This is a genomic window from Methylobacter svalbardensis (assembly GCF_037671525.1).
GTDB lineage: Bacteria > Pseudomonadota > Gammaproteobacteria > Methylococcales > Methylomonadaceae > Methylobacter_A > Methylobacter_A svalbardensis.
In genome coordinates this window covers 56,647-82,683 of sequence record NZ_JAWPOH010000006.1, presented here as the reverse complement: position 1 = coordinate 82,683, position 26,037 = coordinate 56,647, and the positions used below count along the sequence as shown (strand labels likewise).

Annotated in this window: 21 protein-coding genes and 1 tRNA gene; 9 read left to right on the top strand and 13 right to left on the bottom strand. The window is 47.9% G+C overall.

Translation table 11 applies throughout. The annotated features are described in order from the left end of the window. Positions 1-28: 28 nt before the first annotated feature. The 9 genes from scpB to RW114_RS04130 form a co-directional block, all read right to left on the bottom strand. Complete coding sequence (gene scpB, locus RW114_RS04170) at positions 29-649, bottom strand: SMC-Scp complex subunit ScpB (RefSeq protein ID WP_340121457.1); 621 nt, start codon at positions 647-649, stop codon at positions 29-31. A gap of 43 nt (positions 650-692) precedes the next feature. Next, entirely contained in the window at positions 693-1,547 is an 855-nt protein-coding gene (locus RW114_RS04165; RefSeq protein ID WP_340121456.1) for a segregation and condensation protein A, read from the bottom strand. Positions 1,548-1,687: 140 nt separating this feature from the next. Further along, entirely contained in the window at positions 1,688-2,347 is a 660-nt protein-coding gene (locus RW114_RS04160) for a site-2 protease family protein (protein ID WP_340121454.1), read from the bottom strand. A 10-nt stretch (positions 2,348-2,357) separates the two neighbouring features. Further along, entirely contained in the window at positions 2,358-2,981 is a 624-nt protein-coding gene (locus RW114_RS04155) for an L-threonylcarbamoyladenylate synthase (protein ID WP_340121452.1), read from the bottom strand. 240 nt (positions 2,982-3,221) lie between these two features. Then, complete coding sequence (locus RW114_RS04150) at positions 3,222-5,564, bottom strand: type IV pilus secretin PilQ (protein WP_340121451.1); 2,343 nt, start codon at positions 5,562-5,564, stop codon at positions 3,222-3,224. Between the two features lie 17 nt (positions 5,565-5,581). Then, entirely contained in the window at positions 5,582-6,103 is a 522-nt protein-coding gene (locus RW114_RS04145) for a pilus assembly protein PilP (protein WP_340121450.1), read from the bottom strand. After that, positions 6,103-6,720, bottom strand: coding sequence for a type IV pilus inner membrane component PilO (locus RW114_RS04140; RefSeq protein WP_340121449.1), 618 nt, complete (start codon positions 6,718-6,720; stop codon positions 6,103-6,105). The genes RW114_RS04145 and RW114_RS04140 overlap by 1 nt, the downstream gene beginning before the upstream one ends. Beyond that, entirely contained in the window at positions 6,701-7,285 is a 585-nt protein-coding gene (locus RW114_RS04135) for a PilN domain-containing protein (RefSeq protein ID WP_340121448.1), read from the bottom strand. Before RW114_RS04135 ends, RW114_RS04140 begins: the two co-directional genes overlap by 20 nt. Continuing rightward, positions 7,285-8,346, bottom strand: a complete 1,062-nt coding sequence (locus tag RW114_RS04130) for a pilus assembly protein PilM (RefSeq protein ID WP_340121447.1) — start codon at positions 8,344-8,346, stop codon at positions 7,285-7,287. Before RW114_RS04130 ends, RW114_RS04135 begins: the two co-directional genes overlap by 1 nt. 400 nt (positions 8,347-8,746) lie before the next feature. Here RW114_RS04130 and RW114_RS04125 point away from each other — a divergent pair, with 400 nt between their 5' ends. Then, positions 8,747-11,032 (top strand): penicillin-binding protein 1A, encoded by a 2,286-nt coding sequence (locus tag RW114_RS04125; protein ID WP_422614786.1) that lies wholly within the window; start codon positions 8,747-8,749, stop codon positions 11,030-11,032. Between the two features lie 205 nt (positions 11,033-11,237). On the opposite strand, the gene secA is transcribed toward RW114_RS04125, so the two are convergent. Beyond that, complete coding sequence (gene secA / locus RW114_RS04120) at positions 11,238-13,961, bottom strand: preprotein translocase subunit SecA (RefSeq protein WP_340121445.1); 2,724 nt, start codon at positions 13,959-13,961, stop codon at positions 11,238-11,240. A 116-nt stretch (positions 13,962-14,077) separates the two neighbouring features. On the opposite strand from secA, the gene hypF reads away from it, so the two are divergent. From hypF to RW114_RS04085, 7 genes are all read left to right on the top strand, one after another. Further along, positions 14,078-16,375 (top strand): carbamoyltransferase HypF, encoded by a 2,298-nt coding sequence (gene hypF, locus RW114_RS04115; RefSeq protein WP_340121490.1) that lies wholly within the window; start codon positions 14,078-14,080, stop codon positions 16,373-16,375. A 3-nt stretch (positions 16,376-16,378) separates the two neighbouring features. Further along, the gene (locus tag RW114_RS04110) at positions 16,379-16,624 is read left to right on the top strand and encodes a HypC/HybG/HupF family hydrogenase formation chaperone (RefSeq protein ID WP_340121444.1); all 246 of its coding nucleotides are present in this window, start codon (positions 16,379-16,381) and stop codon (positions 16,622-16,624) included. Further along, complete coding sequence (hypD, locus tag RW114_RS04105; RefSeq protein WP_340121443.1) at positions 16,621-17,715, top strand: hydrogenase formation protein HypD; 1,095 nt, start codon at positions 16,621-16,623, stop codon at positions 17,713-17,715. Before RW114_RS04110 ends, hypD begins: the two co-directional genes overlap by 4 nt. Next, positions 17,708-18,754 carry a hydrogenase expression/formation protein HypE gene (gene hypE / locus RW114_RS04100; protein ID WP_340121442.1) on the top strand — a complete coding sequence of 349 codons (1,047 nt, stop codon included), beginning with the start codon at positions 17,708-17,710 and terminating at the stop codon, positions 18,752-18,754. The genes hypD and hypE overlap by 8 nt, the downstream gene beginning before the upstream one ends. A gap of 69 nt (positions 18,755-18,823) precedes the next feature. Next, the gene (locus RW114_RS04095; RefSeq protein WP_340121441.1) at positions 18,824-20,050 is read left to right on the top strand and encodes a competence/damage-inducible protein A; all 1,227 of its coding nucleotides are present in this window, start codon (positions 18,824-18,826) and stop codon (positions 20,048-20,050) included. A gap of 1 nt (position 20,051) precedes the next feature. Further along, entirely contained in the window at positions 20,052-21,959 is a 1,908-nt protein-coding gene (locus RW114_RS04090; RefSeq protein WP_340121440.1) for an ATP-binding cassette domain-containing protein, read from the top strand. A gap of 71 nt (positions 21,960-22,030) precedes the next feature. Next, positions 22,031-22,118 (top strand) — tRNA-Ser (locus tag RW114_RS04085). 423 nt (positions 22,119-22,541) lie between these two features. On the opposite strand, the gene RW114_RS04080 is transcribed toward RW114_RS04085, so the two are convergent. From RW114_RS04080 to RW114_RS04070, 3 genes are all read right to left on the bottom strand, one after another. Then, the gene (locus RW114_RS04080; RefSeq protein WP_340121439.1) at positions 22,542-24,017 is read right to left on the bottom strand and encodes a hypothetical protein; all 1,476 of its coding nucleotides are present in this window, start codon (positions 24,015-24,017) and stop codon (positions 22,542-22,544) included. Between the two features lie 83 nt (positions 24,018-24,100). Further along, on the bottom strand, positions 24,101-24,547 hold the full coding sequence (locus tag RW114_RS04075; RefSeq protein WP_340121438.1) for a hypothetical protein: 447 nt from the start codon (positions 24,545-24,547) through the stop codon (positions 24,101-24,103). Between the two features lie 260 nt (positions 24,548-24,807). Continuing rightward, positions 24,808-25,407 carry a DUF1780 domain-containing protein gene (locus RW114_RS04070; protein ID WP_340121437.1) on the bottom strand — a complete coding sequence of 200 codons (600 nt, stop codon included), beginning with the start codon at positions 25,405-25,407 and terminating at the stop codon, positions 24,808-24,810. Between the two features lie 230 nt (positions 25,408-25,637). Here RW114_RS04070 and RW114_RS04065 point away from each other — a divergent pair, with 230 nt between their 5' ends. Then, entirely contained in the window at positions 25,638-25,964 is a 327-nt protein-coding gene (locus RW114_RS04065) for a site-specific integrase (protein ID WP_340121436.1), read from the top strand. Positions 25,965-26,037 lie beyond the last annotated feature (73 nt).

Here is a 26,037-nt window from a genome sequence, read left to right as displayed (position 1 = left end):
CGGTGACCTGCTCGGCTGTTTCGCTGAACTACTCGATGATTTCGGTGACCTGTTCGGTTGTTTCTTGTTGTTCACTCTTTACCTGCATGGGTTGTTGCGTATTATTTAACAAAGGATCATCTAATGACATGCCAAGCTCCTGGATCTCTTGCAATGTCGGCAGCTCACTTAATGATGTAATATTAAAATAATCCAAAAATTGTTTGGTCGTACCGTATAAAGCCGGTCTGCCCGGCACCTCTTTGTGCGCCACCACTCGAATCCATTCACGTTCAAGTAGTGTATGAATGATGCTTGAACTGACGCCAACCCCGCGAATATCCTCAATATCTCCGCGTGTTGCCGGTTGACGATAGGCAATAATGGCCAGCGTTTCCAATAATGCTCGGGAATATTTTGGCGGCTTTTCTTCAAACAACCGTGATACCCAGCGCGACAGCTCCTTTCTAACTTGAAACCGATAACCGCTGGCTACCTGCTTTAATTCAACCGGCCTGAATCGATAATCCTCTTTGACCGCATCAATTGCTGCCTGTATTTCCTGTATTTCCGGCTGCTCAATTTCAGGAAAAACCTGTTGCACCTGCTTACAAGTCATAGGACGATTTGCAGCAAATAAAATGGCTTCAACTACACGTTTAATTTCCACATTAATTTCAGGTTGTTCAGTGACGGAAGGGAGTGTCGCAGGCTCAACTATTGGCTTTGGCTTGGGTTTCGTCGGCGAAGGTTTCGATAAAAGCTTCGGCGGTTCTGACACGTATTTCGGCAAAGGGTTCTGACTGGATAATATCGATGAGTCGTTCTTTGCTGAGCTCGAGGATGGCCAAAAACGAGACAACGACTCCGTGCCGACTTTCTTTTCGGCTAAATAGTTGCGAGAAAAGGAGACTATCCGCTCCTTTAAGGTTTTCCAAAATGGCTGACATGCGTTCACGGACAGATAAGGGCTCCTTGATAATTTGATGGTGACTGAGTTGCTCAACTCTTTTAAGTACATCCTGAAACGCCAGCAGCATTTCTTTTAACTGGATATCCGGTAAATCTTGTTCGGCATTTTTTAGCGCCGAAACATCGACGCTGATTTCAAATATATCACGTTCGATTCTAGGCAACTGATCAATTTCTTCAGCCGCATTTTTAATCAGCTCATATTCCTGCAACCGGCGAATCAATGTTGCCCGCGGATCTTCCTCGTCATCTTCAGCATCAGGCTGCCTGGGCAACAGCATCCTTGACTTGATTTCCGCCAGCAGTGCAGCCATGACCAGATATTCTGCGGCCAACTCCAGATTCAATACCCCCATTATCTGGATATAGGCTATATATTGATGAGTAATCTTGGCTATCGGTATGTTAACCACAGCCAGATTCTGCCTGCGTATCAAATACAGCAATAAATCCAGCGGTCCTTCAAAGGTGTCCAGCAGCACCTCCAACGCATCGGGAGGAATATAAAGATCGTCCGGCAGTTTGTTAAACGGTGCGCCGTTAACCATCGCCAGGACTGGCGATGGTTGTAAAATTTCAGCCGTATTTTGATTCATCAGGGCTACAAAATTTAAGCCGGGGCAAATCCGGAGTACAAGCTTCGCCTGTTTGCAAGCGAAGCTTGCACTCCGCCTGTCGCAGCCTATTAACACGGTACCGTCTTAAGTCGGCAGCCAAAACCAGGGTAAAAAACAAGCTATAAACCGGCAATTGAAAAAAACACTTGCTGTGCAAAATACAAAGGATATTCCAAAATCAAATTTAAAACACGTGTGTATAACAGTACCAATAAAATAATAAAGCCGAAGCGCTCCAGGCGATTATATTGCCACGCCCAATAACTCGGCAAAATACCCGTCAAAATCCGGCTGCCGTCCAACGGCGGAATAGGTAATAAATTAAGCAATGCCAACACCAGATTAATAGAAATCCCGGCAATCCCGGTATAAATCAGCGGCAAGGAAATAGCTTCTGATTGAGAATGTATCGACACGCCTAACCGGGCTATTAACGCCCAACCGACAGCCATCAACAAATTAGCAACAGGACCGGCCAAAGCAACTATCGCCATATCGCGCAGTGGATTTTTAAAATTCCGCGCGTCGACCGGCACCGGTTTTGCCCAGCCGAAAATAAAACCAGTACCCGAGATTAATAACAAGCCGGGGATAAGAATAGTTCCGAATAAATCGATATGCTTGACCGGATTTAAGGTTAACCTGCCCAATAGCGAGGCGGTGTTATCGCCGTATTTTTTGGCCACCCAGCCGTGTGCTACTTCATGCACGGTAATCGCAAAAATCACCGGCAATATCCAGACCACTATGCGTTGCAGTAGCGTCAATTCATCCATCATAGTTGCCTCCTCATCTACCCAACATCGGCGCCAGACCCTTGCCCTGCCTGATGATCTCAGTGCCATTATCGGAAAACTCGATAATAGTCGTTTGTTCAAACTCGATAATACCGCCGTCAATCACCAAATCCAGTTCGTGTTCGAGTCTGTCCCTGATCTCATAAGGATCGGTTAAGGCCTCATCCTCTCCCGGCAATATCAACGTAGAACTAAACAAGGGCTCACCCAACTCCTGAACCAGCAACTGGGTAATAGGGTGATCGGGAATTCGAATACCTATGGTTTTTTTCTTGGGGTGTTGCATCCGACGAGGCACTTCACGCGTAGCTTCTAAAATAAAGGTAAAAGCTCCCGGCGTTAATGCTTTAATCAGTCGATAAGCATCATTACTGATTTTGGTAAACATGGATACTTGAGCCAGATCTTTGCACACCAGCGTAAAATTGTGTTTATCGTCCAACTGCCTGATACGACGAATTTTATCCATCGCCTGCTTATCGCCAATCAAACAGGCAATCGCATAAGATGAATCGGTCGGGTAAACGATAATGCCGCCCTTACGGAGTATTTCCACAGCACGATGTATCAAGCGCAGTTGCGGACTCTCGGAGTGAATTTCAAAAAATTGAGCCATTAGATGGATGTTGAATAGTGGAATTTGAGCTAATTATACCGTACATCCCCATAAGCTCGCAGTTGAAAACCCTGCGGCGGCCAAACAGCGCCAAAAATCTTATGTCAAACGAAGCCTGCATTATTCGATCAGAAGCCATTGATTTTTTGAAGCGAACAATAAGGAAACATCCCTTTGGGATGAAGCCAAAGATTGGGAACGGGTATGCATCCTCTCCCCAATCCGCGCCCGATAAAGCAATCAATCGCTGGCCAGATTATCTTTGATAATTTTTGGCGTGACAAAAATCAATAATTCCTTCTTGGTTTTATTGGCTGTCGAATTGGTAAATAAAAACCCAATACCCGGTAAATCGGCGAAAAACGGGATTTTATTTTTGTTATTTCTTTCTTCGCCCTCGTAAACCCCACCTAAAACCACGGTCTCGCCATCCTCAACAAGCACCGAGGTTTTAATCTCCCGTTTATCAATACCGGGATTACCCGAGACAATTGTTGTGTTCTGATTGTCCTTCTTGACCAGCAAATTCATGACAACCGAGCCATTAGGCGTAATCTGCGGCGTCGCGTTCAATTCAAGAACCGCATCAATATACTTCACTGTTGGTGGTGAATTGGCCGACCCGGGCGTTGTCACTGGAATTTGAACGCCCTGGGTCATAACCGCCGTACAGCGATCCATGGTCATTACCCTAGGGTTGGATACGATTTCAGCTTTGCCCTCAAATTGTAAGGCCTGAAGTTCCAGATTCAACACATAATCGGCACCTCTGGCGAGTGTCATGCCCAACGCGCCCGGCGGTGTACCTGATATTGCTGCCGCGCCCAAATCAACCAGCAGGCTACTGGCATCCCCGGCCCCACCACCTACGGCGCTGCGCCCCCGCGTTCCGGCACCACCTATGGCAAATGATTTCCCGCCGCCAATATCCGCATTTTGTTTTGCTACACCAAACTTGACGCCTAAATTTTCAATGAAATTATCTTCTGCAATAACAACCCGAGCCTCAATCATCACCTGACGCACAGGCACGTCAAGCTTACGTATCAGCTTTCTTATCTCTTCCAGTCGTTTTGTGGTATCGCGAACAATCAAAGTATTGGTTCGGGCATCGACAACAACCGACCCGCGAGGCGACAGCATGCGTAAGTCGTCACTACTTCCTTCTGAGTGAACTGCCCCCTGTGAACTTTGCACAGCTGCTCCCAAAGATCCGGCAATGGAAGGTTTTTCCTCAATCGAACCGACAGATGCAGCTACTTCGGCGGTGCCGGTCACCCCGCAAGCACCAAAAGCACCGGCATCAGCGCCATTCAACAGCGCCCTAAAGCTGGCAGCCTTCGCGTAATCGATTTTAATGTACTCAGTCACCATCGGGTCTAATTGCGCCACGACTTTTTCTGTTTCCTGCTGCTTCCGCTTGTAATCCTTAATTTTATCCAGCGTTGAAATCAGCGTGACGTTGCCGGACTCGTATTTGCCCAACTCCTTGGTCATCATGATAAAATCCAAGGCCTCATCCCAGGGTACATCGTCCAGCTTCAAGGTAATCGTGCCGGTTACATCTTCACCGGCGACCACATTCTGTCCGGTAAACTCGGCCAGAATCGCAATCACGCTACGTATTTCAATTTCCTGAAAATTTAACGACAAGCGGTCGCCAGAGTATTTGGTTCGCGATCTATCCAGCGCATCTTTCTCTTCATGGCTTAAAGGACGAAATTCAACCGTCAATAACCCGTCTGCTTGAAACACGGAATAATCGTAAAGCTCATTTTGAGTCGCCACAGTAATCGTAGTTTGCTGCTCGGATGAGACGGTATCGATAAACTTAACCGGCGTTGCAAACTCGGATACATCCAGCCGTTTAGCTAGGCTCGCAGACAATCTGGTATTAAGAAAACTGATGACAACCTTTCCGTCTACTTTTTTGGAGTTAACGATGGTATTGGCATTAGCCAGAGTAACCAGTATACGTCCTTCACCTTTATCGCCACGCTTAAAATCAAAGCCGCTAATGTCTTGTGCAGGTATTAATGCGGTTACCACCGCATTGGTTGTCTTTGCTGCAACGGGTGATGCAATCGGCGCTGTCGGCACGGCAGCAGGTTTTAGCAGCGTAGGCATTGCAGTCTTTGTCCGCGTTAACGTCAACAGCACTTTATTGCCAACCACCTTTGTTTCAAACGGTGTTGTCTCAATCAGGTTAACAATAACGCGCAGCCTGCCAGCCGCTTCTACCACATAAATACTGCTCGCTGCGCCTTGATTTATTGGGTACATTTTTTTAGGCAGCGCACTTCTTACACCGGGAAAGTCCAGTGCAATACGTGCGGGATTGTCGGTCTTAAATATTTTGGGCGTCATAGCGGCGCCGGTCATTTCCATTTCAATCTGCAACGTATCGCCTGACTGTGCCGCAAAGTCTATACCTGATAGCGCTAGATCCCCAGCTCTGGCAGAGACGCTTTGGAATACAAATAAGAACAGCCCTAAGCCAATATAAGCAGATAATGACTGTGGGCGAGAATTTATTCGCGCTCTGTGGATAGTGGACACAACAGCGCCTTGTTCATTATTCATCTTTTTATCCTTTTTCATCACTCTGTCAACGCTATTGAAGCGGGTTGTTCACGCCATGTTCCCGGTTTATCAGGGACTATTTCCATCAATTCAATTTTATCGCTGACTATCCGTATAATTTTTCCATAATTTTTACCCACATAATTCCCGGCCTTGACGCGATAAATTGTGCCGTCACTCGCTTTTACCAACCCCCACAAAGCCGACTTCATATCTACGGTACCCACCATTTTTAAGCCATCCAGAGGAAATGATTCCAATTCTTCTTTATGCCGGGCGGTATCCGGCCTTATACTGCTACCCGTTGACACATCCACGCCCTCAGTCTGTTCAGGCTGCTCCAACGGCCTAAATGGATCACGCAGACCTTCCGATTTAAACATAAAAGGTTCAATCACCTTGATTTCAGGTAAGGGCTTAATAGGTTCTTTAGGCCTAGCCTTAACTTCTGAAACATACCGAGTTAAATCCGAAAAATCATCATTGCCGCAACCTGCCAGCAAGGCCATAACAAACACACAGCTGATCTGTATTATCATTATTTTTTCCCCCTTTTCTTTTTGGCCACTGTCGCTACAGTTTCGACATCACCTTCGTTATAGGTCTTTACCGTTGCAGCCATCCTCATTTCCCCTTCCTTACCTTCGGGAACAATGTTTACATCATGTACGGTAACAATTCGAGGCAACGAGGCCAAACCACTCACAAACAAACCCAGCTCCTGATATTTGCCAATAACCTCAATATTAATAGGTAATTCTGAGTAGAAGTCTTTACGAACCGGAGTACCAGGCTTGAATAATCTGAATTCAAGACCGTTAGCCAATCCTGTCTGAGAAATATCGGTCAGCAGGCTTGCAACTTCTTCTTTGGTCGGCATTTGCCGAATCATATTTTCCAGCTCTATTTCAATTTGCGCCAATTGATCCTGATAATCTTGCAGGTTGATTGATTTTTTTTGTTTCACCTCAAATGACTGCTTTAAATCCAGCTCTTTTTTCTCAGCAATATCAAGCGCCGTCAACTGATCAATCGTGTCATAGTAAACACCTGCACCGAAAACCAGAGCACATATTACAGCAATCGTTGCCGCCTTAATGGGTAACGGCCAAGTACCGGCGGCATTAGGATCCCAATTAATTTCTGACAGATTCATTTGCTCCCTCCTGGCGATCATTTTGATTACCCTGCTTCGCATGCAGAGTGAAATCACTTAACTGTTCAGGAGTAACTTTGCTCACCGACTTAATCACATCAAGCGTCGGGATTTTCAACCAGGCTGACGATTCAATGGCGCTCATAAAGGCAGAAACGCGTGCATTCGATTGCGACTTGCCCTCAAAAGTCAGCTCTGCACCAACCTGGGTAAATTTCGTCAGAAAAACCCCATCAGGTGTAACCCGGGGCAACTCATCAAACAAATGCACAATCTCCGGACGGCTTTCCTGTAGCTTCTGAATCAGTTCTATTTTGGTCAGCAACTTAGTTTTCTGTTCCTCAATCGTTTTAATTTGAGCAATTTTTATATCTAATAACGCTATTTCGTCCTGTATGACTTTATTTCTTTGTTCCTGGTAGGCCTTTAGCCCCTCAATATACATATGAACCCCGGCAAATATAATCGCTGCAAGCAAAACAGACACACCCATAGCATTGATAAAATCCTGCTTTTTCTGTGCCCGGAGCTCTTCACGCCAGGGGAGTAAATTGATTTTCGCCATTAGTCAAAACTCCTCAATGCTAGCCCGCACGCAATCATCATTGCCGAAGCATCATTGCTCAATGACTGGGGTTTTACCTTATTGGATAAGGCCATATTGATAAAAGGATTGGCGATGACGGTAGGCACTCCTATAGCCTGTTGAACCAATTTGTCGATGCCCGGTATGGTTGCACAACCACCCGCCAGAATAAGATTATCGATACGTCTATTCGCGCTTGATGATACAAAGAATTGTATCGACCGCTGAATTTGCTGAACCATTGCTCGCTTAAACGGATCAAGTACATCGACAGTATAATTGTCCGGCAATCCGCCCAGCTTTTTTGCCAAGCCCGCCTCTTCATAAGTCAAGCCGTAGCGACGCTGTATCTCTTCAGTCAACTGCTTGCCGCCAAAGCTCTGCTCTCTCATGTATACGGTGCGGCAATCATATAAAACATTTAAAGCCGTCATGGTTGCCCCGATATCCACGATGGCAACCGTTTGATTTTCTACGACATCCGGCAATTGATCAATCAACAAGGCAAATGCATTTTCCATCGCAAAGGCTTCAACATCGACAATTTTGGCTTTTAAACCCGCCTTTGCTAACGCTTCAACACGATCTTCAATGATTTCTTTTCTCGATGCCGCGAGCAATACATTAACCATTTCAGGGTTACTTTCATTTTCGCCGAGCACTTCAAAATCGAAATTAACCTCATCAAGCGAATAGGGCACATACTGGTCTGCCTCAACCATAATTTGCTCTTCCATTTCGTCATCGGTCAATGAAGCAGACATCGGTATAACTTTGGTCATCACTGATGATCCTGCAACAGCAACAGACGCTTGCTTTAGCTTTGACCCGGATTGCTTTAACGCAATTTTTATCGCATCAGCTATCACGTCGATACTTGCTATATTTTTATCAATAACCGCGTCTTGCGGCAGAGGTGCCACGGCATAACTCTCAACCCGATAACGAGCACCAACCTTACTCAATTCGAGTAACTTTATAGCCGCTGTACTGATATCAATACCAAGAACAGCACTCTGTTTTTGACTAAACCAACTCATGAACTAACCCTTGAAAAACTTGATATCTAATGTAATCAGTTGTGATCGGTCTATTTGCAAAACAGACCTATGGCACACTGCATTCCATGCGTTACTCTATCCCTATCCATGGGGTCTTACTTCCTGTATTGCCGCAGTCGGTCGCATCGGTTCCTTACCGATTGCGACACTTCCGCCATCCCTGGCAGTCGTCGGCTATAATCAACACTTACAAACTTATTTACTGGCGAAAGTATAGTAGCCTTTTTTATTTTGATGCTTAAAATGTTTAATTTATTTGTTCGACCTGTTGCTTTCACCTCCGGCAAAAACACGGTAGAGGCGACTTTTTTATCTTTGCTGTTACCGTTCCCCAGGATCATTTGTGGCTAAAACTCTAAAATGGTTGGTTATTTTTTTTATGACCATCACGCTATCCGCAGCCATTTCAGGCTATTTTTTATACAACGAGCTTTCAGTCGACCTACCTGATGTTAAGACCCTGCATAATGTTCAATACCAGACGCCTTTGAGTATTTACACTAAAGATAATTTGCTGATTGCCCAATTCGGCGAGAAAAAACGTACACCGGTTAATATAGAAGACGTCCCTCAGCAACTGATTAATGCCTTCATTGCCGCAGAAGATGACAGTTTTTATGAACATCCCGGCGTCGACTTTAAAGGCCTGCTTCGAGCCGGTCTGCAACTCGCCTTAACCGGCAAGAAAAAACAGGGCGGCAGCACTATCACCATGCAAGTTACCCGCAACTTCCTGCTGAGCAATGAAAAAACCTACACTCGGAAGTTAAAGGAAATCATGCTGGCGTTAAAAATAGAACAGGAGTACCCGAAAGAAAAAATACTGGAACTCTATTTGAATCAAATGTTCATGGGGCACAGAGCCTATGGCATTGCCGCCGCCGCTCAAACTTATTACGGCAAACCGTTATCTGAGCTGAGCTTGGCCGAACACGCCATGATTGCCGGCCTGCCTAAAGCACCCTCCATATATAACCCCATCACTAATGAAGTACGATCCATTGAAAGGCGCAATTATGTCTTGCACCGCATGCTTGAACTGAACCATATCACTCAACAGCAATATGAGGACGCATCCCGGCAGCCCTCCACCGCAAAACTGCAATCTGTCTCACCTGAAATTTCAGCGCTTTATTTGGCCGAAATGGTACGACAAAAGATTTTCGAGCTCTATGGCGAGCAAGCCTACACCTCTGGTTTTAAAGTCTACACAACCCTAAACAGCGCGCTGCAAACAGCAGCAAACCAGGCGCTTGCCAATACCTTACACGCCTATGACGAACGCCACGGATACCGGCATTGTAAGGGCGACTTAAATCGCCCAGTGTGTCAAAAGGCGACTGAAGTCGCCCCTACTAACATCGGCGACACCCTACCCGCCACCGTTCTACATGTAAAAAACAATCGCGTAACGGCCAACCTTCAAGACAAAACCCTCATTGAAATACCGCAGGAAAACTTTAAATGGGCAGTAGGGGCGACCGACCGGTCGCCCCTACAAATCAACGATATTATCCGTGTTCGTCAACTTCAAAATAATAGCTGGGCTTTAACGCAAATACCCGAGACAGAAGGCGCATTTGTTTCATTAGATCCATCCAACGGCGCCATTTTAGCGTTAACCGGCGGTTTCGATTTTTTCCGCAACAAATACAATCGCGTTACCCAATCAAAAAGACAGCCTGGATCAGGCTTTAAACCGATCATTTACACCACCGCGCTGGAACAAGGCTACACCGCCGCCAGCCTTATTAACGATGCGCCGATAGTCATCAACAATCCAGGCCAGGAGAACGAGTGGCGACCCGAAAATTACAGCAAACGATTCTATGGCCCGACCAGCATCAGGTCAGCTTTAACCCACTCAAGAAACATTATCTCCATTCGCTTACTAAAAGAATTGGGCGTTGAAAAAGCCGTTGCAACGGCATTGCGCTTTGGCTTTACCGAACAACAAATACCTAAAACCTTGTCCCTGGCACTAGGTAGCGGCTACGCATCCCCTCTACAAATGGCCAGGGTTTACGCCACCTTTGCCAACGGCGGCTTCCTGGTCAAGCCCTATTTTATTGAGCGCATTGAATCCAACGAGGGCGATATTATTTATCAGGCTAAGCCTAAAATTGCCTGCCCTAGCTGTGATAGCAAGCAGGAATTAAACCGCAGCTACGCACCCCGGATTATTACCCCGCAAATTTGTTTTCTGATGAATTCGTTATTAAGAGATGTCGTTCAACACGGCACGGCAACAGGCGCTAAAGTACTGGGCAGACAGGATATTGCAGGAAAAACAGGCACGACAAATGAACAGCGGGATGCTTGGTTTAATGGCTACACGCAGTCCAATGTAGCCATTGCGTGGGTTGGATTTGATGATTTCTCACCGCTGGGAAATCGTGAAACAGGTGGTGTCACTGCATTACCGATGTGGGTTGATTTTATGAAGACTGCACTGAAAGACACAGCGGAAACCCCTCTTGAAGTGCCTACGGGCATAGTCAAGGCTTTTATAAACCCTGAGACCGGCCTGTTAACAGCATCCAATGATAGCGATGGGATATGGGAGTTCTTTCAGGCAGATCATGTACCCACCAGCTTCAGATCGAACGACTCGGCAATAGGCTACAGTCATGCTGACGAAAGATCGATAGAAAACCTGTTTTGAAACAGTAGTCGCAGGAGCAGTTGCCGAGGAGCGGAAGCTTTGGCCGTGGCGAATAAAAATGTTAAAAGACTTTTGAGCGACTATTTATGTGGCGGCGACTTTAGTCGCCGAGTGAACGCTAAGCGGTCGACTGGGCGACTAAAGTCGCCCCCACAATTTAACGACAAGCATTCGCAATGCGCGTTAACTCCGCATCCAAGTCAAATCAAGTTAACTTGCCGTGACACTGTTTAAACTTCTTGCCTGATCCGCAAGGACAAGGATCATTACGGCCCACTTTATTGCCATCCCTGATAAACGGCTGCTCTGTAGTGGCAACGTCTTCCTGTTCAGGTGCAAGCAACGACTGCTCATAAGCATCCAAAGCAGGTGCCGGTGCATGTTCAAAATGCATTTCTTTGGGCGCTTGCATTTGCTCATCAATAGCATGAACGTCTTCTTCCTGTCTGACCTGAACTTTAAACAAAATCCCTATCACTTCATACTTGAGATGCTCAAGCAGGCTGGTAAACATCTCAAACGCTTCTCGCTTGTATTCCTGTTTGGGATCTTTTTGCGCATAGCCTCTAAAATGTATGCCCTGACGCAAATAATCCATCGCCGCCAGATGCTCTTTCCAGCTGTTATCCAGCACTTGCAGCATTACTGACTTCTCAAAGTGTTGCATCACGTCCTTAGACATCTGCCGCTCTTTATCTTTATGGCTTTGCTCCAGAATATCAATAATATGCTTGCGCAAAGAATCTTCATGCAATGCGTGATCTTCAGCCAGCATTTTACGCACGGGGATTTCAACGTTGAATTCCTGACGCAAATGCTCTTCCAGACCTTTGGTATCCCACTGCTCAACCATGGTTTTTGGCGGGATATACTGGGTAATCACATTATTGACCACATCTTCACGTATCGCGGTGATAATGTCGGAGATTTCCTCCGCCGCCATCAGCTCATTACGCTGCGCGTAAACCACCTTGCGCTGATCATTGGCAACATCGTCATAGGCCAGAATCTCTTTACGCACATCGAAGTTGCGAGCTTCAACCTTACGCTGAGCACTTTCAATCGAACGGGTTACCCAAGGATGTTCAATGGCTTCACCATCGCCCATGCCCAATTTCTGCATTAACCCTGCCACCCGATCCGAGGCAAAAATACGCATCAAATCATCTTGCAGCGACAGATAGAAGCGGGTCGAACCCGGATCACCCTGACGCCCCGAACGGCCTCTTAACTGATTATCTATACGGCGCGATTCATGACGCTCCGAACCGATCACATGCAATCCGCCGGCGGCGATAACTTGCTCGTGTCTGTCCAGCCAGGCGCCGCGCACCCGCTCTTTATCGGCGTCACCGGCATCTTCGCCCAGTGCCGCCAATTCCGCTTCCAGATTACCGCCGAGTACAATATCGGTACCCCGTCCGGCCATGTTGGTCGCGATAGTCACCGCTCCCTGCATACCGGCCTGTTCGATAATATGAGCTTCGCGTTCATGTTGCTTGGCATTAAGCACTTCGTGTTTAATGCCCTGCTTTTGTAATAACCCAGATAGCCGCTCGGAGTTTTCAATCGACGTGGTTCCCACCAACACCGGTTGTCCACGGCTAACGCAGTCTTTAATATCATCGGCAACGGCGACATATTTCTCGTCGGTAGTCAAAAAGACTACGTCGCCCAAATCCTTACGGATCATGTTGCGATGCGTAGGAATGACGACCACTTCAAGGCCGTAAATCTTGTTCAGTTCGAACGCTTCGGTATCCGCAGTACCGGTCATACCGGACAGTTTTTCGTACAGGCGGAAATAATTCTGGAAGGTAATCGAGGCCAGCGTCTGGTTTTCATTTTGAATGGCGACATGCTCTTTGGCTTCAATCGCCTGATGCAATCCTTCCGACCAACGCCGTCCCGGCATGATGCGCCCGGTAAACTCATCGACGATAATTACTTCATTATTAGCGACAATATAATCAACGTCTTTTTTGAATAAAACATGACCACGCAATGAAGCCGTCAGATAGTGCATCAGGCGGATATTGGTCGCGTCATACAAACTGGTGCCTTCCTCCATCAGACCATGTTCGACCATTAAACGTTCAACCCGCTCATGCCCTTCTTCGGTCAGATACAACTGGCGTACTTTTTCATCGACCGAATAATCGCCCGGTTCGCTCTCTTTTTCCTGTTTGGTCAGGAAAGGGATGATCTTATTGACTTTGACATATATTTCGGTACTTTCTTCGGTAGGTCCGGAAATAATCAGCGGCGTTCTCGCCTCATCGATCAGAATCGAATCCACCTCATCAATAATAGCAAAGCTTAAATCCCGCTGGACTTTCTGCTCCAGACTAAAAGCCATATTGTCGCGCAGATAATCAAAACCAAATTCGTTATTGGTGCCGTAAGTAATGTCTGACGCATAAGCTTTACGCCGCTCATCGCTTTCCATCTGACTGATAATCACACCGGTAGTCAAGCCCAGAAAGCTGTATAGCCTACCCATCCATTCGGAATCGCGCTTGGCCAAATAGTCATTAACCGTAACAACGTGTACGCCGCGCCCTGGCAAGGCATTCAGATAGGCCGCCAAAGTTGCCATCAGGGTTTTGCCTTCGCCGGTTTTCATTTCGGCAATTTTACCGTCATCAAGGATCATTCCGCCGATCAATTGCACATCGAAATGGCGCATGCCGAAGACTCTGGTCGACGCTTCCCTGACTATCGCAAAAGCTTCTGGAAGCAGATTGTCCAGCTTTTCACCTTGTGCCAAGCGATCACGAAACTCCTGAGTTTTTGCTTTTAAGGCATCATCAGATAATTTTTCGTACTCAGAAGCCAACGCATTGATCTTTTTGACCAATGACCTTTTCTTCTTTATCAGCCTGTCATTACGGCTCCCTATAACAAATCTAACCAACTTACCCAGCATGTTTTTTTCCGGTATGAATTTAGTAAATGATTGAATAAAACCATGAGATTATATACCGTCTACTATTTTAGTGACAGTTAAAAACACTCTTCACCCCACAGGCAAAAGGCTTTAGCATTAATAAAGATCATTTAAAAATCAATATCGAAGGTTTCGTTCAGGGACTTGGCTTTCGTCCGTTTGTGGTTCGTCTTGCCCGGCAACACCAACAAAAAGGCGAGATTGCCAACACCACTGGCGGCGTAATCATCGACATTGAAGGCCTGCCCGAACACCAACAGGACTTCATTGACGATCTGAACAACCGACTGCCGCCTTTTGCAAAAATCGAATCATTAACCATAACCCGGCAGCCTCTAGTCGGCTTTGATCATTTTCAGATTAAAGCCAGCATGGCTGACGGCGAGCACTCCTTCTTTGTGCTGCCGGACATAGCGACCTGCGCCGATTGCATCGGCGATATTTTCAACCCAGCCAGCCGCTACTATCACTACCCGTTTACCAGCTGTTGCCATTGCGGGCCGCGCTACAGCATCATGACCCGGCAACCTTATGACCGCATCCATACCGGCATGGCGGCATTCACCCCCTGTAGCGACTGCGGCCAGGACTACCAAGCGATAGACAACCGACGCTACCACGCCCAAACCATTGCCTGTCCGGCGTGCGGTCCAGGCCTAAGTTTGCTCGACGAATCCGGAAATCTTTTAGCCAAAAAGCACGATGCTGTAGTCGCCGCCATCTTGCAATTACAAGCCGGAAAAATCGTCGCCATCAAAGGCATAGGCGGCTATCAACTGCTGGTCGATGCGACCAACCAGCAAGCCGTCGAACGCCTGAGACAACGCAAACATCGCCCACAAAAACCTTTTGCGCTGATGGTCGCCGATTTGGCAACAGCGCAGCAGCTTTGCATGATCAACGAACTGGAACAACAAGCACTGACTTCTGCCGCCGCGCCTATTGTGCTGTTAAAGGCCAAATCGCCAGGGGCTACTTGTGGGGGCGACTTCAGTCGCCTTTGGGCGAATAAATTCGCCCTTACATCTGTAGTAGCGCCCAACAGCAACCTGTTCGGCATCATGCTGGCTTATTCGCCGTTACACCACCTGTTGCTGAATAAAGACAATGATCTGCACGCACTGGTCGCCACCAGCGGCAACCGCCAAAATGAGCCCATTTGCATTGATAAATCCCAGGCATTAACAAGACTTTCCGGTATTGCCGATTATTTCCTAAGCCATAACCGCCCCATCCTGCGTCCGCTCGATGATTCCGTCGTCCGGTTAATTAACGGCAAAATCACCGTATTAAGGAGAGGTCGAGGCTACACCCCGCTGCCGCTCACCTTAAAAACCGCTCTGCCCGACACGTTAGCCGTGGGCGGCCAGTTAAAAAACACCATCGCCATCAGTCATGGCAAGCATATTATCTTAAGCCAGCATCTTGGCGATCTTGATGTCGAAGCGACCCAACAACAATTCCACGCCACGCTGACCGACTTGCAAGAATTTTATCAAATCGCCCCGACCCGGATTATGCACGATCTGCATAGCAGCTATGCCAGCAGCTTGTTTGCCGCCAATTTAGGCCAGAAAACCCACCCAGTGCAACACCATTACGCCCACGCCTTATCCTGCATGGCCGAACACGGCCTGGAACCGCCCGCACTGGGCATTTGCTGGGACGGTTCGGGTCTGGGTACCGACAACACCCTGTGGGGCGGCGAATTTTTGCTGATTAACAGCCAAGGCTTTGAGCGCTATGCCCACTTTGCGCCGTTTTCATTGCCCGGCGCACATAAAGCCATGCAGGAACCCAGACGCGCCGCATTAGGACTGCTCTACGAAGCCTTTGGAAGCTGCGTCTTTGAGCGCGAAGACCTGCCTTTTTCCGCACAAGAATTAAAATTATTGCGGCCTGCCTTAAGCCGCCAACTCAACTGTCCGCGCACCAGCAGCGTCGGACGCTTATTCGATGCAGTCGCCAGTTTGCTGGGGCTATGCCAAATCAATCAGTATGAAGGCCAAGCGGCAATGGCGCTGGAAATGAGCGCTACATCAAGCGCATCCGACCAATGTTATGATTTCCAGATCCTATGCACAACGCCCATCGTTATCGACTGGAAAACCACGCTGGAACAGCTAGTTGACGACATACCGCTCAATCCGGTTGAGTTAATCGCCGCCAAGTTCCACAACACCTTGGCCGAAATCATATTGACCCTAGCCCAGCGAGCCGGGCAAAAAACCGTTATCCTAAGCGGCGGCTGTTTTCAAAATGCTGACCTCACAACAAAAGCAGTCCATCGATTAAAGTCCGGCGGCTTTGCGGTATACTGCCACGAAAACATACCCCCTAACGACGGCGGATTGGCTCTCGGCCAGTTGCTTGCCGCAAAATATATAGGATAACTTATGTGCCTAGCGATACCCGGACAAATTACCAGCCTGTCTGATCACAGCGATCCTTTAGCGCGTACCGGATGCATCAACTTTTCCGGCATTAGTAAGGACATCAGTCTGGCTTATGTGCCCGAAGCCAAAATCAACGATTATGTGATCGTTCATGCCGGTTTTGCGCTGTCCATTCTGGATGAAACAGAAGCTCAGGCCAGCCTGCAGGCATTCCAGGATTTAGCGGATTTCGAGAATACGTTATGAACTACCTGGACGAATTTCGCGACCCGGCAACCGCAAAAAAAATAACCGCCGCGATAAAAGCCATCACCACGCAGCCGTGGAATATCATGGAAGTGTGCGGAGGCCAAACTCATAGCATCATTAAGTACGGCATCGATCAACTGCTGCCTGATCAAATCAACCTGATCCACGGCCCCGGCTGTCCGGTTTGCGTTACGCCGCTGGCTTATATCGATAAGGCGCTGGCGATTGCCGCGCAACCGGAGGTCATTTTCTGTTCTTTCGGCGACATGCTGCGCGTCCCCGGTTCGCATCATGATTTACTCAGCCTGAAAGCGCAGGGCGCCGATATTCGTATCGTCTATTCGCCGCTGGATGCGTTGAATATCGCTAAGATCAATCCCGATAAACAGGTGGTTTTTTTCGGCGTGGGCTTTGAAACCACCGCCCCGACCACCGCCCTGACCGCCTACCAAGCCAAACAGCAACAGCTAGACAACTTTTCGCTGTTGATTTGCCATGTCTGCGTACCGCCGGTGATGCAGGCGCTGCTTGATTCTCCCGACAATCAGGTACAGGGTTTTTTAGGCGCAGGCCATGTCTGCTCGATTATGGGTTATCACGAATATTTGCCGCTGTCCGCACGCTATAAAATACCTATCGTCATCACCGGTTTTGAACCGGTCGATATTCTGCACGGGCTGTATTTATGCATCAAACAACTGGAAGAAAAGCGTTATCAGGTTGAAAACGAATACAGCCGCGTGGTCAAAGAACAAGGCAATCAGCCCGCGCAACAGCTGATAAGCCAAGTATTTGATATCGTCAATCAAAGCTGGCGCGGGCTGGGTAAAATCGCCGCTAGCGGTCTGGCGCTCAATGCCGACTACGCCGACTGGAATGCCGAACAGCGTTTTGCGGTCGCCGCGATTAACACCAAAGAACCTGCCGCCTGCCGTAGCGGAGAAGTGTTGCAAGGCCTGATCAAACCCGCGCAATGCGCTGAATTCGGCACGACGTGCACCCCCGAACACCCGCTGGGCGCCACCATGGTTTCCTCCGAAGGCGCGTGCGCCGCCTATTACCGCTACCGTCGCCATCAACATGTCTGAGTTAAAACTGAACTGTCCCCTGCCCCTGCACTACGAGCAAATCGTCATGGCTCATGGCGGCGGCGGCCGCCTGATGCAGCAATTGCTGGACCGGATTATCCAACCGGTATTTAGCAATCCCCTGCTAAACCAGAAACACGACAGCGCTGTGCTAACCGTCAACGGCTCCAAACTGGCCTTCACCACCGATTCCTATGTGGTCAAACCGCTGTTTTTTTCCGGCGGCGATATCGGCAAGATGGCGGTATGCGGAACGTTGAACGATTTGGCCATGAGCGGCGCCTTACCGTTATACCTGAGCTGCGCGTTGATTATTGAAGAAGGTTTCGCGATCAAAGACCTGCAACGCATCGTCGAGTCGATGCAGCAAACTGCTCAACAGGCCGGAGTATTGATCGTGACCGGCGACACCAAAGTAGTCGAGCACGGCAGCGGCGACGGCGTTTATATCAACACCGCCGGTATCGGCCTCATAGCCGAAAACGTCAAGGTGTCACCTGCCGATATTCGAGTTGGCGACAGCATCATCATCAACAGCGACATAGCGCGGCACGGCATCGCGATCATGCTGGAGCGCGAAGGCATGAATTTTGACAGCAGCATAACCAGCGACTGCGCCGACCTGTCCGGCCTGGTTCTGGATCTAATTCAAGCCGGTATTGACATTCACTGCATGCGCGATTTAACGCGCGGCGGCCTGGCCAGCGGCTTGATAGAACTGGCCGTCACCTCGCATCATGCTATCGAAATCGACGAAACGGCATTGCCGATACATCAGGATGTCAGCAGCGCCTGTGAAATTTTAGGCTTTGATCCGCTGTACATCGCCAACGAGGGCTGTTTTGCGCTATTTGTGCCCGAGGTGCAAACAGCACAAGCCTTGAGCGCGTTGCATCAACATCCGCTAGGCAAACAGGCCTGTCAAATCGGCACCGTTAAAACGACGCATCCCCGAGGCATGGTTACCCTGCAAACCGCAATGGGCATCAGCCGGGTACTGGATTTATTGAGCGGGGAGCAGTTGCCTAGGATTTGTTGATTAATCTTGGGCGATGCATGCAGCGCACCCTACAGGACTTGCACCTTTATTTAGCCTTGAACCTTGAACATGAACCCAACGTTAGAAATATTTTCCCAGGGCGAAGAAATCGTTACCGGGCAAACCGTCGATACCAATTCGGCATGGTTATCTGAACGCGCCGTCAACATGGGATTGGCTGTAACCCGGCATACCGCCGTGGGCGACAAACTCGATGACCTGATTGCCTTACTACGAGAAATTTCAATCCGTGCCGATTGCTGTATTTGTACTGGCGGATTGGGACCTACCAGCGATGACTTGACCGCGGAGGCGGTCGCCAAAGCGTTCGACCTGCCGCTGGAATTCGACGCCGTTGCCTTTGAGCAGATTAAGCGATTCTTTACGCTCAGAAACCGCGAAATGCCCGACTCCAACCGCAAGCAGGCGATGCTTCCCAAGGGTGCCGTGCGCATTGACAACGCCTGGGGCACGGCACCGGGTTTTTCCTTGCAAGTCGGACGTTGCTGGTTTGCTTTTGTACCCGGCGTGCCTAACGAAATGCGCCATTTATTTCTGGAATCAATCCAGCCCACACTGGCAAATCGGTTTTTATTGCAGCCGGATCGATTAATCACCATCAGAACCTTAGGCATAGGCGAGTCGGCCATACAGCAGCGCATTGGCGCGATTGAAATCCCGGCGCAGGTGCAACTGGGTTTTCGAGCCAGTCCCGACGATGTGCAAACCAAGTTACTGTTCCCTCAAAATTATCCTGAAGCGGCGATGACGACATTGGTTGATAAAATGGCAGCTGAGCTCGGCGATCATGTTTTTGCCATTGGCGGCTTAGGCCAGGCAAGCGGCGACCTGGTTTTTACCGTCGATCAACTGATGATTGCCGGACAGCACACGCTAGCCGTGGTGGAAACAGCCAGTCAGGGCTTGTTGGCGGCCAAGTGCCTAGGCGCTCAATGGCTGTTGGAAAGCCGCTATCAGCAATCCCTGGAAAAGCTGGGGCAAAGCCTGGCGATTACGCTTAATGCCGATGATTTGCCGTCGAGCGCCCAGGCCATTGCCAACGAAATATACCAGACCGGCAGCGCTGAATTTGTACTGATTCAGCTTTACTCCGGGGACGATAAAACATTTCACGATAAAGAGCAGGCCATTATTCTATATAATGTATTGCTGACTGGAGATGGATCTCATCAAACGACTCATTCCGTGGCAGGCCCTATCGAACGCAAGCAAAATCAGGCGGCGTTACTTGCACTGGATTTATTACGACGCTATTTACAACATAAAGAATTTTAAAATGCCCTTATTACGACTGTCCAATGTTTCCATCGCTTTTGGAATTCACGCTATATTGAAAAACGCCGACTTCCAGCTGGATGCCGGAGAACGGGTAGGCTTGTTAGGCCGCAACGGCGAGGGCAAATCAACCTTGATGAAGATCATAGCCGGCAATATCCAGGCCGATCACGGCGACATCTGGCGGCAACCGGAATTAAAACTGGCCTGGCTGGAACAAACCCCGGATTTGCCTGAGGACGCGACCATTTACGATGCCGTTGCCGGTGGTTTGGGCGAGTTGGGCGAGTGGCTTACCCGTTATCACGCGCTGTCGTTAACCATGGACTACGATGATGACAAGGCCCTGAATGAGTTGGGCGATCTGCAGCACCAGCTCGAAACCCATAACGGCTGGCATTTTCAGCAACGGGTTGAAACCACCTTAAGCAAACTGGATTTGCCCGGCGAATTAAAGATCAGCGGCTTATCCGGCGGCTGGAAACGGCGCGTAGCCCTGGCCAGAGCCTTGGTGATAGAGCCGGAAGTATTATTGCTGGATGAGCCGACCAACCATCTGGACTTTGAAAGCATTACCTGGCTCGAAGACCAGCTGCTCAATTTTCAGGGTGCAGTGTTATTCGTGACTCATGACCGCTCATTTCTGCAAAAACTGGCGACCCGGATTGTCGATCTTGATCGCGGTAATTTAGTGTCCTGGCAGGGCAGTTATGACGATTACTTGACCAGAAAAGCCGCCGCCCTGGAAGACGAAGCCAACCAAAATGCCGAGTTCGATAAAAAGCTCGCCGATGAAGAAGTCTGGATCAGGCAGGGTGTAAAAGCCAGACGTACCCGTAATGAAGGTCGAGTCCGAGCCCTGGAAAAATTGCGTGACGAACGCAGCCAACGCCGCAACACGCAAGGCACCAGCAAAATGTCCCTGGAGAGAGGCGATGCCTCCGGTAAAAAAGTGGTCGAAGTCAACGACATCAGCTTTGCTTATGAGGACAGACAGATCGTTAAGCATTTTTCCACATTGATTCAACGCGGCGACAAAATCGGATTGATCGGTCCTAACGGCGCAGGCAAATCAACCTTGTTGAAATTGCTATTAAAGCAGCTGGAACCCAACAGCGGTACCGTAGAACAGGGCACCAAGTTGGAAATCGCCTACTTCGACCAGTTGCGCGACCAACTCGACCCGAACATGACCGTTGCCGAAACCGTCGCCGATGGTAATGAGTTTGTCGAAATCGCCGGTAACCAGCGGCATGTGATGTCGTATCTGGGGGATTTTCTGTTTGCCCCGGCCAGAGCGCGTTCACCGGTAAAAAGTTTGTCGGGCGGCGAAAAAAACCGCCTGTTGCTGGCGCGGTTATTTACCAAGCCCTCCAATCTGATCATCATGGATGAGCCGACCAATGACCTGGATTTGGAAACATTGGAGTTGTTGGAAGAAAAACTAGTCGACTTTGACGGCACCTTGTTGCTGGTGAGCCATGACCGGGCTTTTCTGGACAACGTCGTGACCAGCGTTTTTGTACTGGACGGCACAGGCGAAGTCGATGAGTTTGTCGGCGGCTATACTGATTGGATGAACCATGTTAAGCAAGCCAAGCAGAGCGTATCTGCCAAGGTAAGGAAACCCGAAAAACCGGCGGCAAAGCCCGCTGCATCTACAGTAACGAAAAAAAAACTCAGCTTTAAAGAGCAGCAGGAACTGATTAAATTACCTGAACTGATTGCTGAACTGGAAGCTAAGCAGGCGGAATTAAACCGGCAAATCAGTGCGCCTGAGTTCTATAAAAAAGATCAGGCTGTCACGGCCAAGACCCTGGACGAACTTAAACAGATAGATGCCAAACTGGAGCAAGTTTACCAGCGATGGGATGAACTGGAAGCGCAAACCGAAGCAAGCGGCGGATAAAGATCATTGCGTCAAAACGCAATATCGATTATTCTACTCGGCTTCCCGTGTTCTACGGGAAGCAAAAAACAGGAGAGATGGCCGAGCGGCCGAAGGCGCACGCCTGGAAAGTGTGTATACGGCAACGTATCGAGGGTTCGAATCCCTCTCTCTCCGCCATTTAAGAGTACGGCGAGATACAACGAAGTACATAAACCCGCAAGTTATCTGGCTTAGCGGGTTTTTTATTGTCCAACGACATGCAATAAGATACATTGACATACCGCCACAAATGGCGGTATGTCGTTAAACCTTGGAGCATATACCGCCATGCCACTATCAGATTCCGCAATAAAGAACGCTAAATCAGCAGACAAGCCTTATAAAAGCGGGTTAAGCAACGCACATTTTGAACAAATTGGACTCATTTCCATACGCACGCTATGGTGCAAGATTCACCATCCGGCTACGGCCCGATAGACACTTGATATGGAATCGATTTGCCCGATGAAGTATCTCAGTTAATAACTGGCTAGGCGCCGTATACGGACCCGTATGTGCGGTGCTGTGGGAGGGGGCTACTTGAGTAGCTCCCTATCCCGATTAGGCATTATTGACCTCCGAGGACACAGTCATCATTAGAATGCTTTCAACATGATGAATGAAGGTGCCATGACTGAGTTCCAACAATTCAGCAGCCTTCCTCTCCCTTTCGGTACCGCCACTGGTGTTATCTATATCAAATTTTCCCGAATGAGCGGTGGCGTTCCGAATTTCGTATAGTGCACTGAGTGTCTCCCAAAGAGATACCACCTTAGTATTCTGATCGAAGTTAGGATTATTTCGTGCATCCTCAGATGCCTCGAAAATTACTTTATCATTTTCGCCGATGTGGAAAACGGTTGAACCACCTTCTCTGTCAAACAAATATTTGTAAACCTTTCCCAAAGCGTATCTCGTACTTATAATCTTGCCATTCGCATCCATTATTGGCGCACCATCAGGTTTCGCTATCTCAATTGAATTATCGAGCACGCGTTTCTTGGCAACCATCTCCAAAATTTGCCAGAATTTAAGACAGGCATAATCACGATTGTTCTCAGTCTTCGCGTCGGCGTAGATTCTTAATATTAAATCAACCCAAGGTGAGCTTTCTATCTTCGGCAACAGCCTCTGCAATGTATTAGCAGTCGAGGCCGGATTAAAATCACTAACTAGGTTCCCTTTATATCCTGGAAAATGAAATCCCTGCCATATTTTCTCTGATTGCAAGTTAATCATAACAGACGCAAATGATCGCGGCCTCTGCCCACGATCATATGCCAGTATCGTAAATATATTCTCCGCAAAGTGTGCGCAATGCGCCCCTGCATCGAGGTGATCAACTGCTTGAATATTATTAAACTCAACTGCAAACAGCGGGGTAGATGATGAGAAGGAGGATGCAATGCTATCAACCTTCTCTAACGCAATCCCATATGCTCCATGCATAAACGTATTTACAGCCTCAAGCATGTGATCATAGCTATACCCCTGACCAAGCGGGTGTAGGACATACCCTTCCATCAACTGCGGTGCGTGTAATAGACAGCCAACCCCAAATATAACCACTTTGAATTGCTCGCAGTGCGCTCTCCCAGTCGCAGCATTAGTTCGTATTTCGGCATTCACGTACCTATTTCTTTCATTCTCCAACTCAGAAACCTTTTTGTGCAGATCTGCCTCATCAAGAATTTCATCGTCCGAAAGCCAAAAAAAGCGATTTCTTGGATCATCTACTCTTATGTTTCTGATTTCCTGTCCATCTTCCCCATATATAAGTCTTATCCCAGACACTACGTACAAGCCTGTTTGGAAAGTTGCCGGAAGTTTTTGCGAGATTATTGCGATAATATTTTCAGTTGGCGCCGTCGCACCAAAACCGAATACGAAATTATTTCTTTCAATATCAACCCTGAATATGTCAATTTGGATATTTGATACGTTCTCCAATAACCCAGGCGCGTCACTAAAATCAATCTGAATATCTATTTCGTCGCCTACGAAGTACGTTGCCTTATTTAAGAGTATCCCTGGCATGGTCTCACCCCTGGTATGCTTAACGCCAAACTAACCGGCGCGCAGCAGCGCGAAGCGTCCGGTTGAGTGTTGGGTTAGATTTTTCATTCCGAGACAATGACTCTATACAAACCACCATTACCCTCCTTGTTGTATATGAGCTGAGTGGCTATATTGTTCTCGTACATAAACTTGAGAACGCAAACCACCGTAGACCCGTTATAACCGTAATTAGTTACTGCAACATCAATAGCAATACCTCGCTGTTTAATTAATTTTGCCTTTGTCGCGCCTCGCATTAAATCACAAAACCTTTGCACCTCAACATGCTTGGGAAGCTTTGTTATTTCCGATTCAAGTGCAGCAATCCGCGCCGATGCTGCTTTCTCGGTAAAGACGTAGGAACGGGTTTGTCCATCATCGCCAGTCATTACAGAGTGATAGCCATTTTTCATGATATATGTTTCGGGATCGATTACTTCCGCGATTGCACGAGTGCATACAAGGCTCAAGAAAAGACTTGTCGCGAAATAACTAATGTACTTACTCATAACGTCTACTCTGATTTTTCTGTGGTTGTTGATGCTGAACGCACTACTAGAGATTCGTACCATGCAGCGAAACCAAATGTGAATACTAACAGAGGAATACCCTCAATGTTGTAGTACCCAGTAAGCCAAAGATTAAACATCAGTATAGCCCCGCCAATCAAACGAAGCTTCGTTACTTTCTTCATTTCAATTCCATATTGGCAGCAAAAAGCATAGCAAGGAACGAGCGACGCTTTTTGCTGCCCATGTGCATGCGATTATTAGTTTTTGACATAAAGTTTACCTATTAACGGCTTTAATAGCTTGTTGCTGTCATCATTGTAGGATAGAACAACTGCACAGTTGTTTGTAACCAAAGAGACAGATTGCCAATTGCCTAACTCGCTACCAATTAATGAGGTATCTACTGGCGTATTAGTATAGGTGGTGTCGTCAAGATTTAAATACACCAGCGCATTAATATTGCGCGTATTGTTTTTATACTTTTCATTACGATGGCGTTCTAGCTCATCCCGCACCCTGTGAAGCACGTCTGAGAGTGGGATATGACTTGGACTGTAATGCTCCAATAATTCTTTCGGCTTTGTTTCCTCATTTATGCTCTTGAATTTATCCTTGTACTCTTTGTCCCTTTTTCTTCCCTCTGTTTGGATTTCCTTGATTTGGAACCCAATGTCTTTGTAAAAAGCATCATTTGGCTCAGCATCAGATTCCTTAACATCCGTACCCTGGACGTCTACTGGCAGGTATTTCAAAAATTCTTTTAGCACCCACACTTCACGGTTTTGCTTATTCTTATTTCCAAAAAATGAGACAGACTCCTTCAAGCCTTCTTTTACGGATTTCACGTACTCGTCCATACTTCTCCAAGAAAACTAACGTAGAGCTAACCGGGCACGGCATGGAAAACTAAAAAATAAAATCGTACTATAAACCGCGCTCCGGTTGAGCGCAGGGTTGGACGAAGCCGCTAACGCGGAGAAAAGCCCCACCGAACGGCCACCCGATAAAACAATTAAAATATAACCTCAAGCCCTCAAGCCCTCAATCCGAGGGATCGTTTAGCATCAAATAATGAGGTTACCCAACAATGACATCATCCGAAACAGAGTTCAAGCAAAACTATCAAACCCATCTTAAACACCTTAAACTCAAAGGACTCCAGCCTAAAACGATAGAGGCCTATTCCCGTGCCATGCGGCGCATCGGCGCTTATTTCGATTATCAAATTAACGATCTGTCCGAATCGCAGTTGACCGATTATTTCAGCGATTTGCTGGAATCCCATTCATGGAGTAGCGTCAAACTCGATCTGTACGGCCTTAAATTCTTCTATACCTACGTTTTGAATAAACCCTGGACGGAACTTAAGTTGATCAAGCCGCCAAGGACACAACTCGTAAGCCGCAATCCGTAGGGTGCAATAGGCGTTAGCCGTATTGCAAGGCTGTAATCGGTGTTGTACGTGTATGGCGGTTTGCTACGCGAAA

What these genes read in the sequence shown, in the direction of transcription:
- RW114_RS04165 (WP_340121456.1), bottom strand. Translation starts at nt 1,547, where the DNA reads ATGAATCAAAATACGGCTGAAATTTTACAACCATCGCCAGTCCTGGCG.
- RW114_RS04160 (WP_340121454.1), bottom strand. Translation starts at nt 2,347, where the DNA reads ATGATGGATGAATTGACGCTACTGCAACGCATAGTGGTCTGGATATTG.
- RW114_RS04155 (WP_340121452.1), bottom strand. Translation starts at nt 2,981, where the DNA reads ATGGCTCAATTTTTTGAAATTCACTCCGAGAGTCCGCAACTGCGCTTG.
- RW114_RS04150 (WP_340121451.1), bottom strand. Translation starts at nt 5,564, where the DNA reads ATGAATAATGAACAAGGCGCTGTTGTGTCCACTATCCACAGAGCGCGA.
- RW114_RS04145 (WP_340121450.1), bottom strand. Translation starts at nt 6,103, where the DNA reads ATGATAATACAGATCAGCTGTGTGTTTGTTATGGCCTTGCTGGCAGGT.
- RW114_RS04140 (WP_340121449.1), bottom strand. Translation starts at nt 6,720, where the DNA reads ATGAATCTGTCAGAAATTAATTGGGATCCTAATGCCGCCGGTACTTGG.
- RW114_RS04135 (WP_340121448.1), bottom strand. Translation starts at nt 7,285, where the DNA reads ATGGCGAAAATCAATTTACTCCCCTGGCGTGAAGAGCTCCGGGCACAG.
- RW114_RS04130 (WP_340121447.1), bottom strand. Translation starts at nt 8,346, where the DNA reads ATGAGTTGGTTTAGTCAAAAACAGAGTGCTGTTCTTGGTATTGATATC.
- RW114_RS04125 (WP_422614786.1), top strand. Translation starts at nt 8,747, where the DNA reads ATGACCATCACGCTATCCGCAGCCATTTCAGGCTATTTTTTATACAAC.
- secA (WP_340121445.1), bottom strand. Translation starts at nt 13,961, where the DNA reads ATGCTGGGTAAGTTGGTTAGATTTGTTATAGGGAGCCGTAATGACAGG.
- RW114_RS04110 (WP_340121444.1), top strand. Translation starts at nt 16,379, where the DNA reads ATGTGCCTAGCGATACCCGGACAAATTACCAGCCTGTCTGATCACAGC.
- hypD (WP_340121443.1), top strand. Translation starts at nt 16,621, where the DNA reads ATGAACTACCTGGACGAATTTCGCGACCCGGCAACCGCAAAAAAAATA.
- hypE (WP_340121442.1), top strand. Translation starts at nt 17,708, where the DNA reads ATGTCTGAGTTAAAACTGAACTGTCCCCTGCCCCTGCACTACGAGCAA.
- RW114_RS04095 (WP_340121441.1), top strand. Translation starts at nt 18,824, where the DNA reads ATGAACCCAACGTTAGAAATATTTTCCCAGGGCGAAGAAATCGTTACC.
- RW114_RS04090 (WP_340121440.1), top strand. Translation starts at nt 20,052, where the DNA reads ATGCCCTTATTACGACTGTCCAATGTTTCCATCGCTTTTGGAATTCAC.
- RW114_RS04080 (WP_340121439.1), bottom strand. Translation starts at nt 24,017, where the DNA reads ATGCCAGGGATACTCTTAAATAAGGCAACGTACTTCGTAGGCGACGAA.
- RW114_RS04075 (WP_340121438.1), bottom strand. Translation starts at nt 24,547, where the DNA reads ATGAGTAAGTACATTAGTTATTTCGCGACAAGTCTTTTCTTGAGCCTT.
- RW114_RS04070 (WP_340121437.1), bottom strand. Translation starts at nt 25,407, where the DNA reads ATGGACGAGTACGTGAAATCCGTAAAAGAAGGCTTGAAGGAGTCTGTC.
- RW114_RS04065 (WP_340121436.1), top strand. Translation starts at nt 25,638, where the DNA reads ATGACATCATCCGAAACAGAGTTCAAGCAAAACTATCAAACCCATCTT.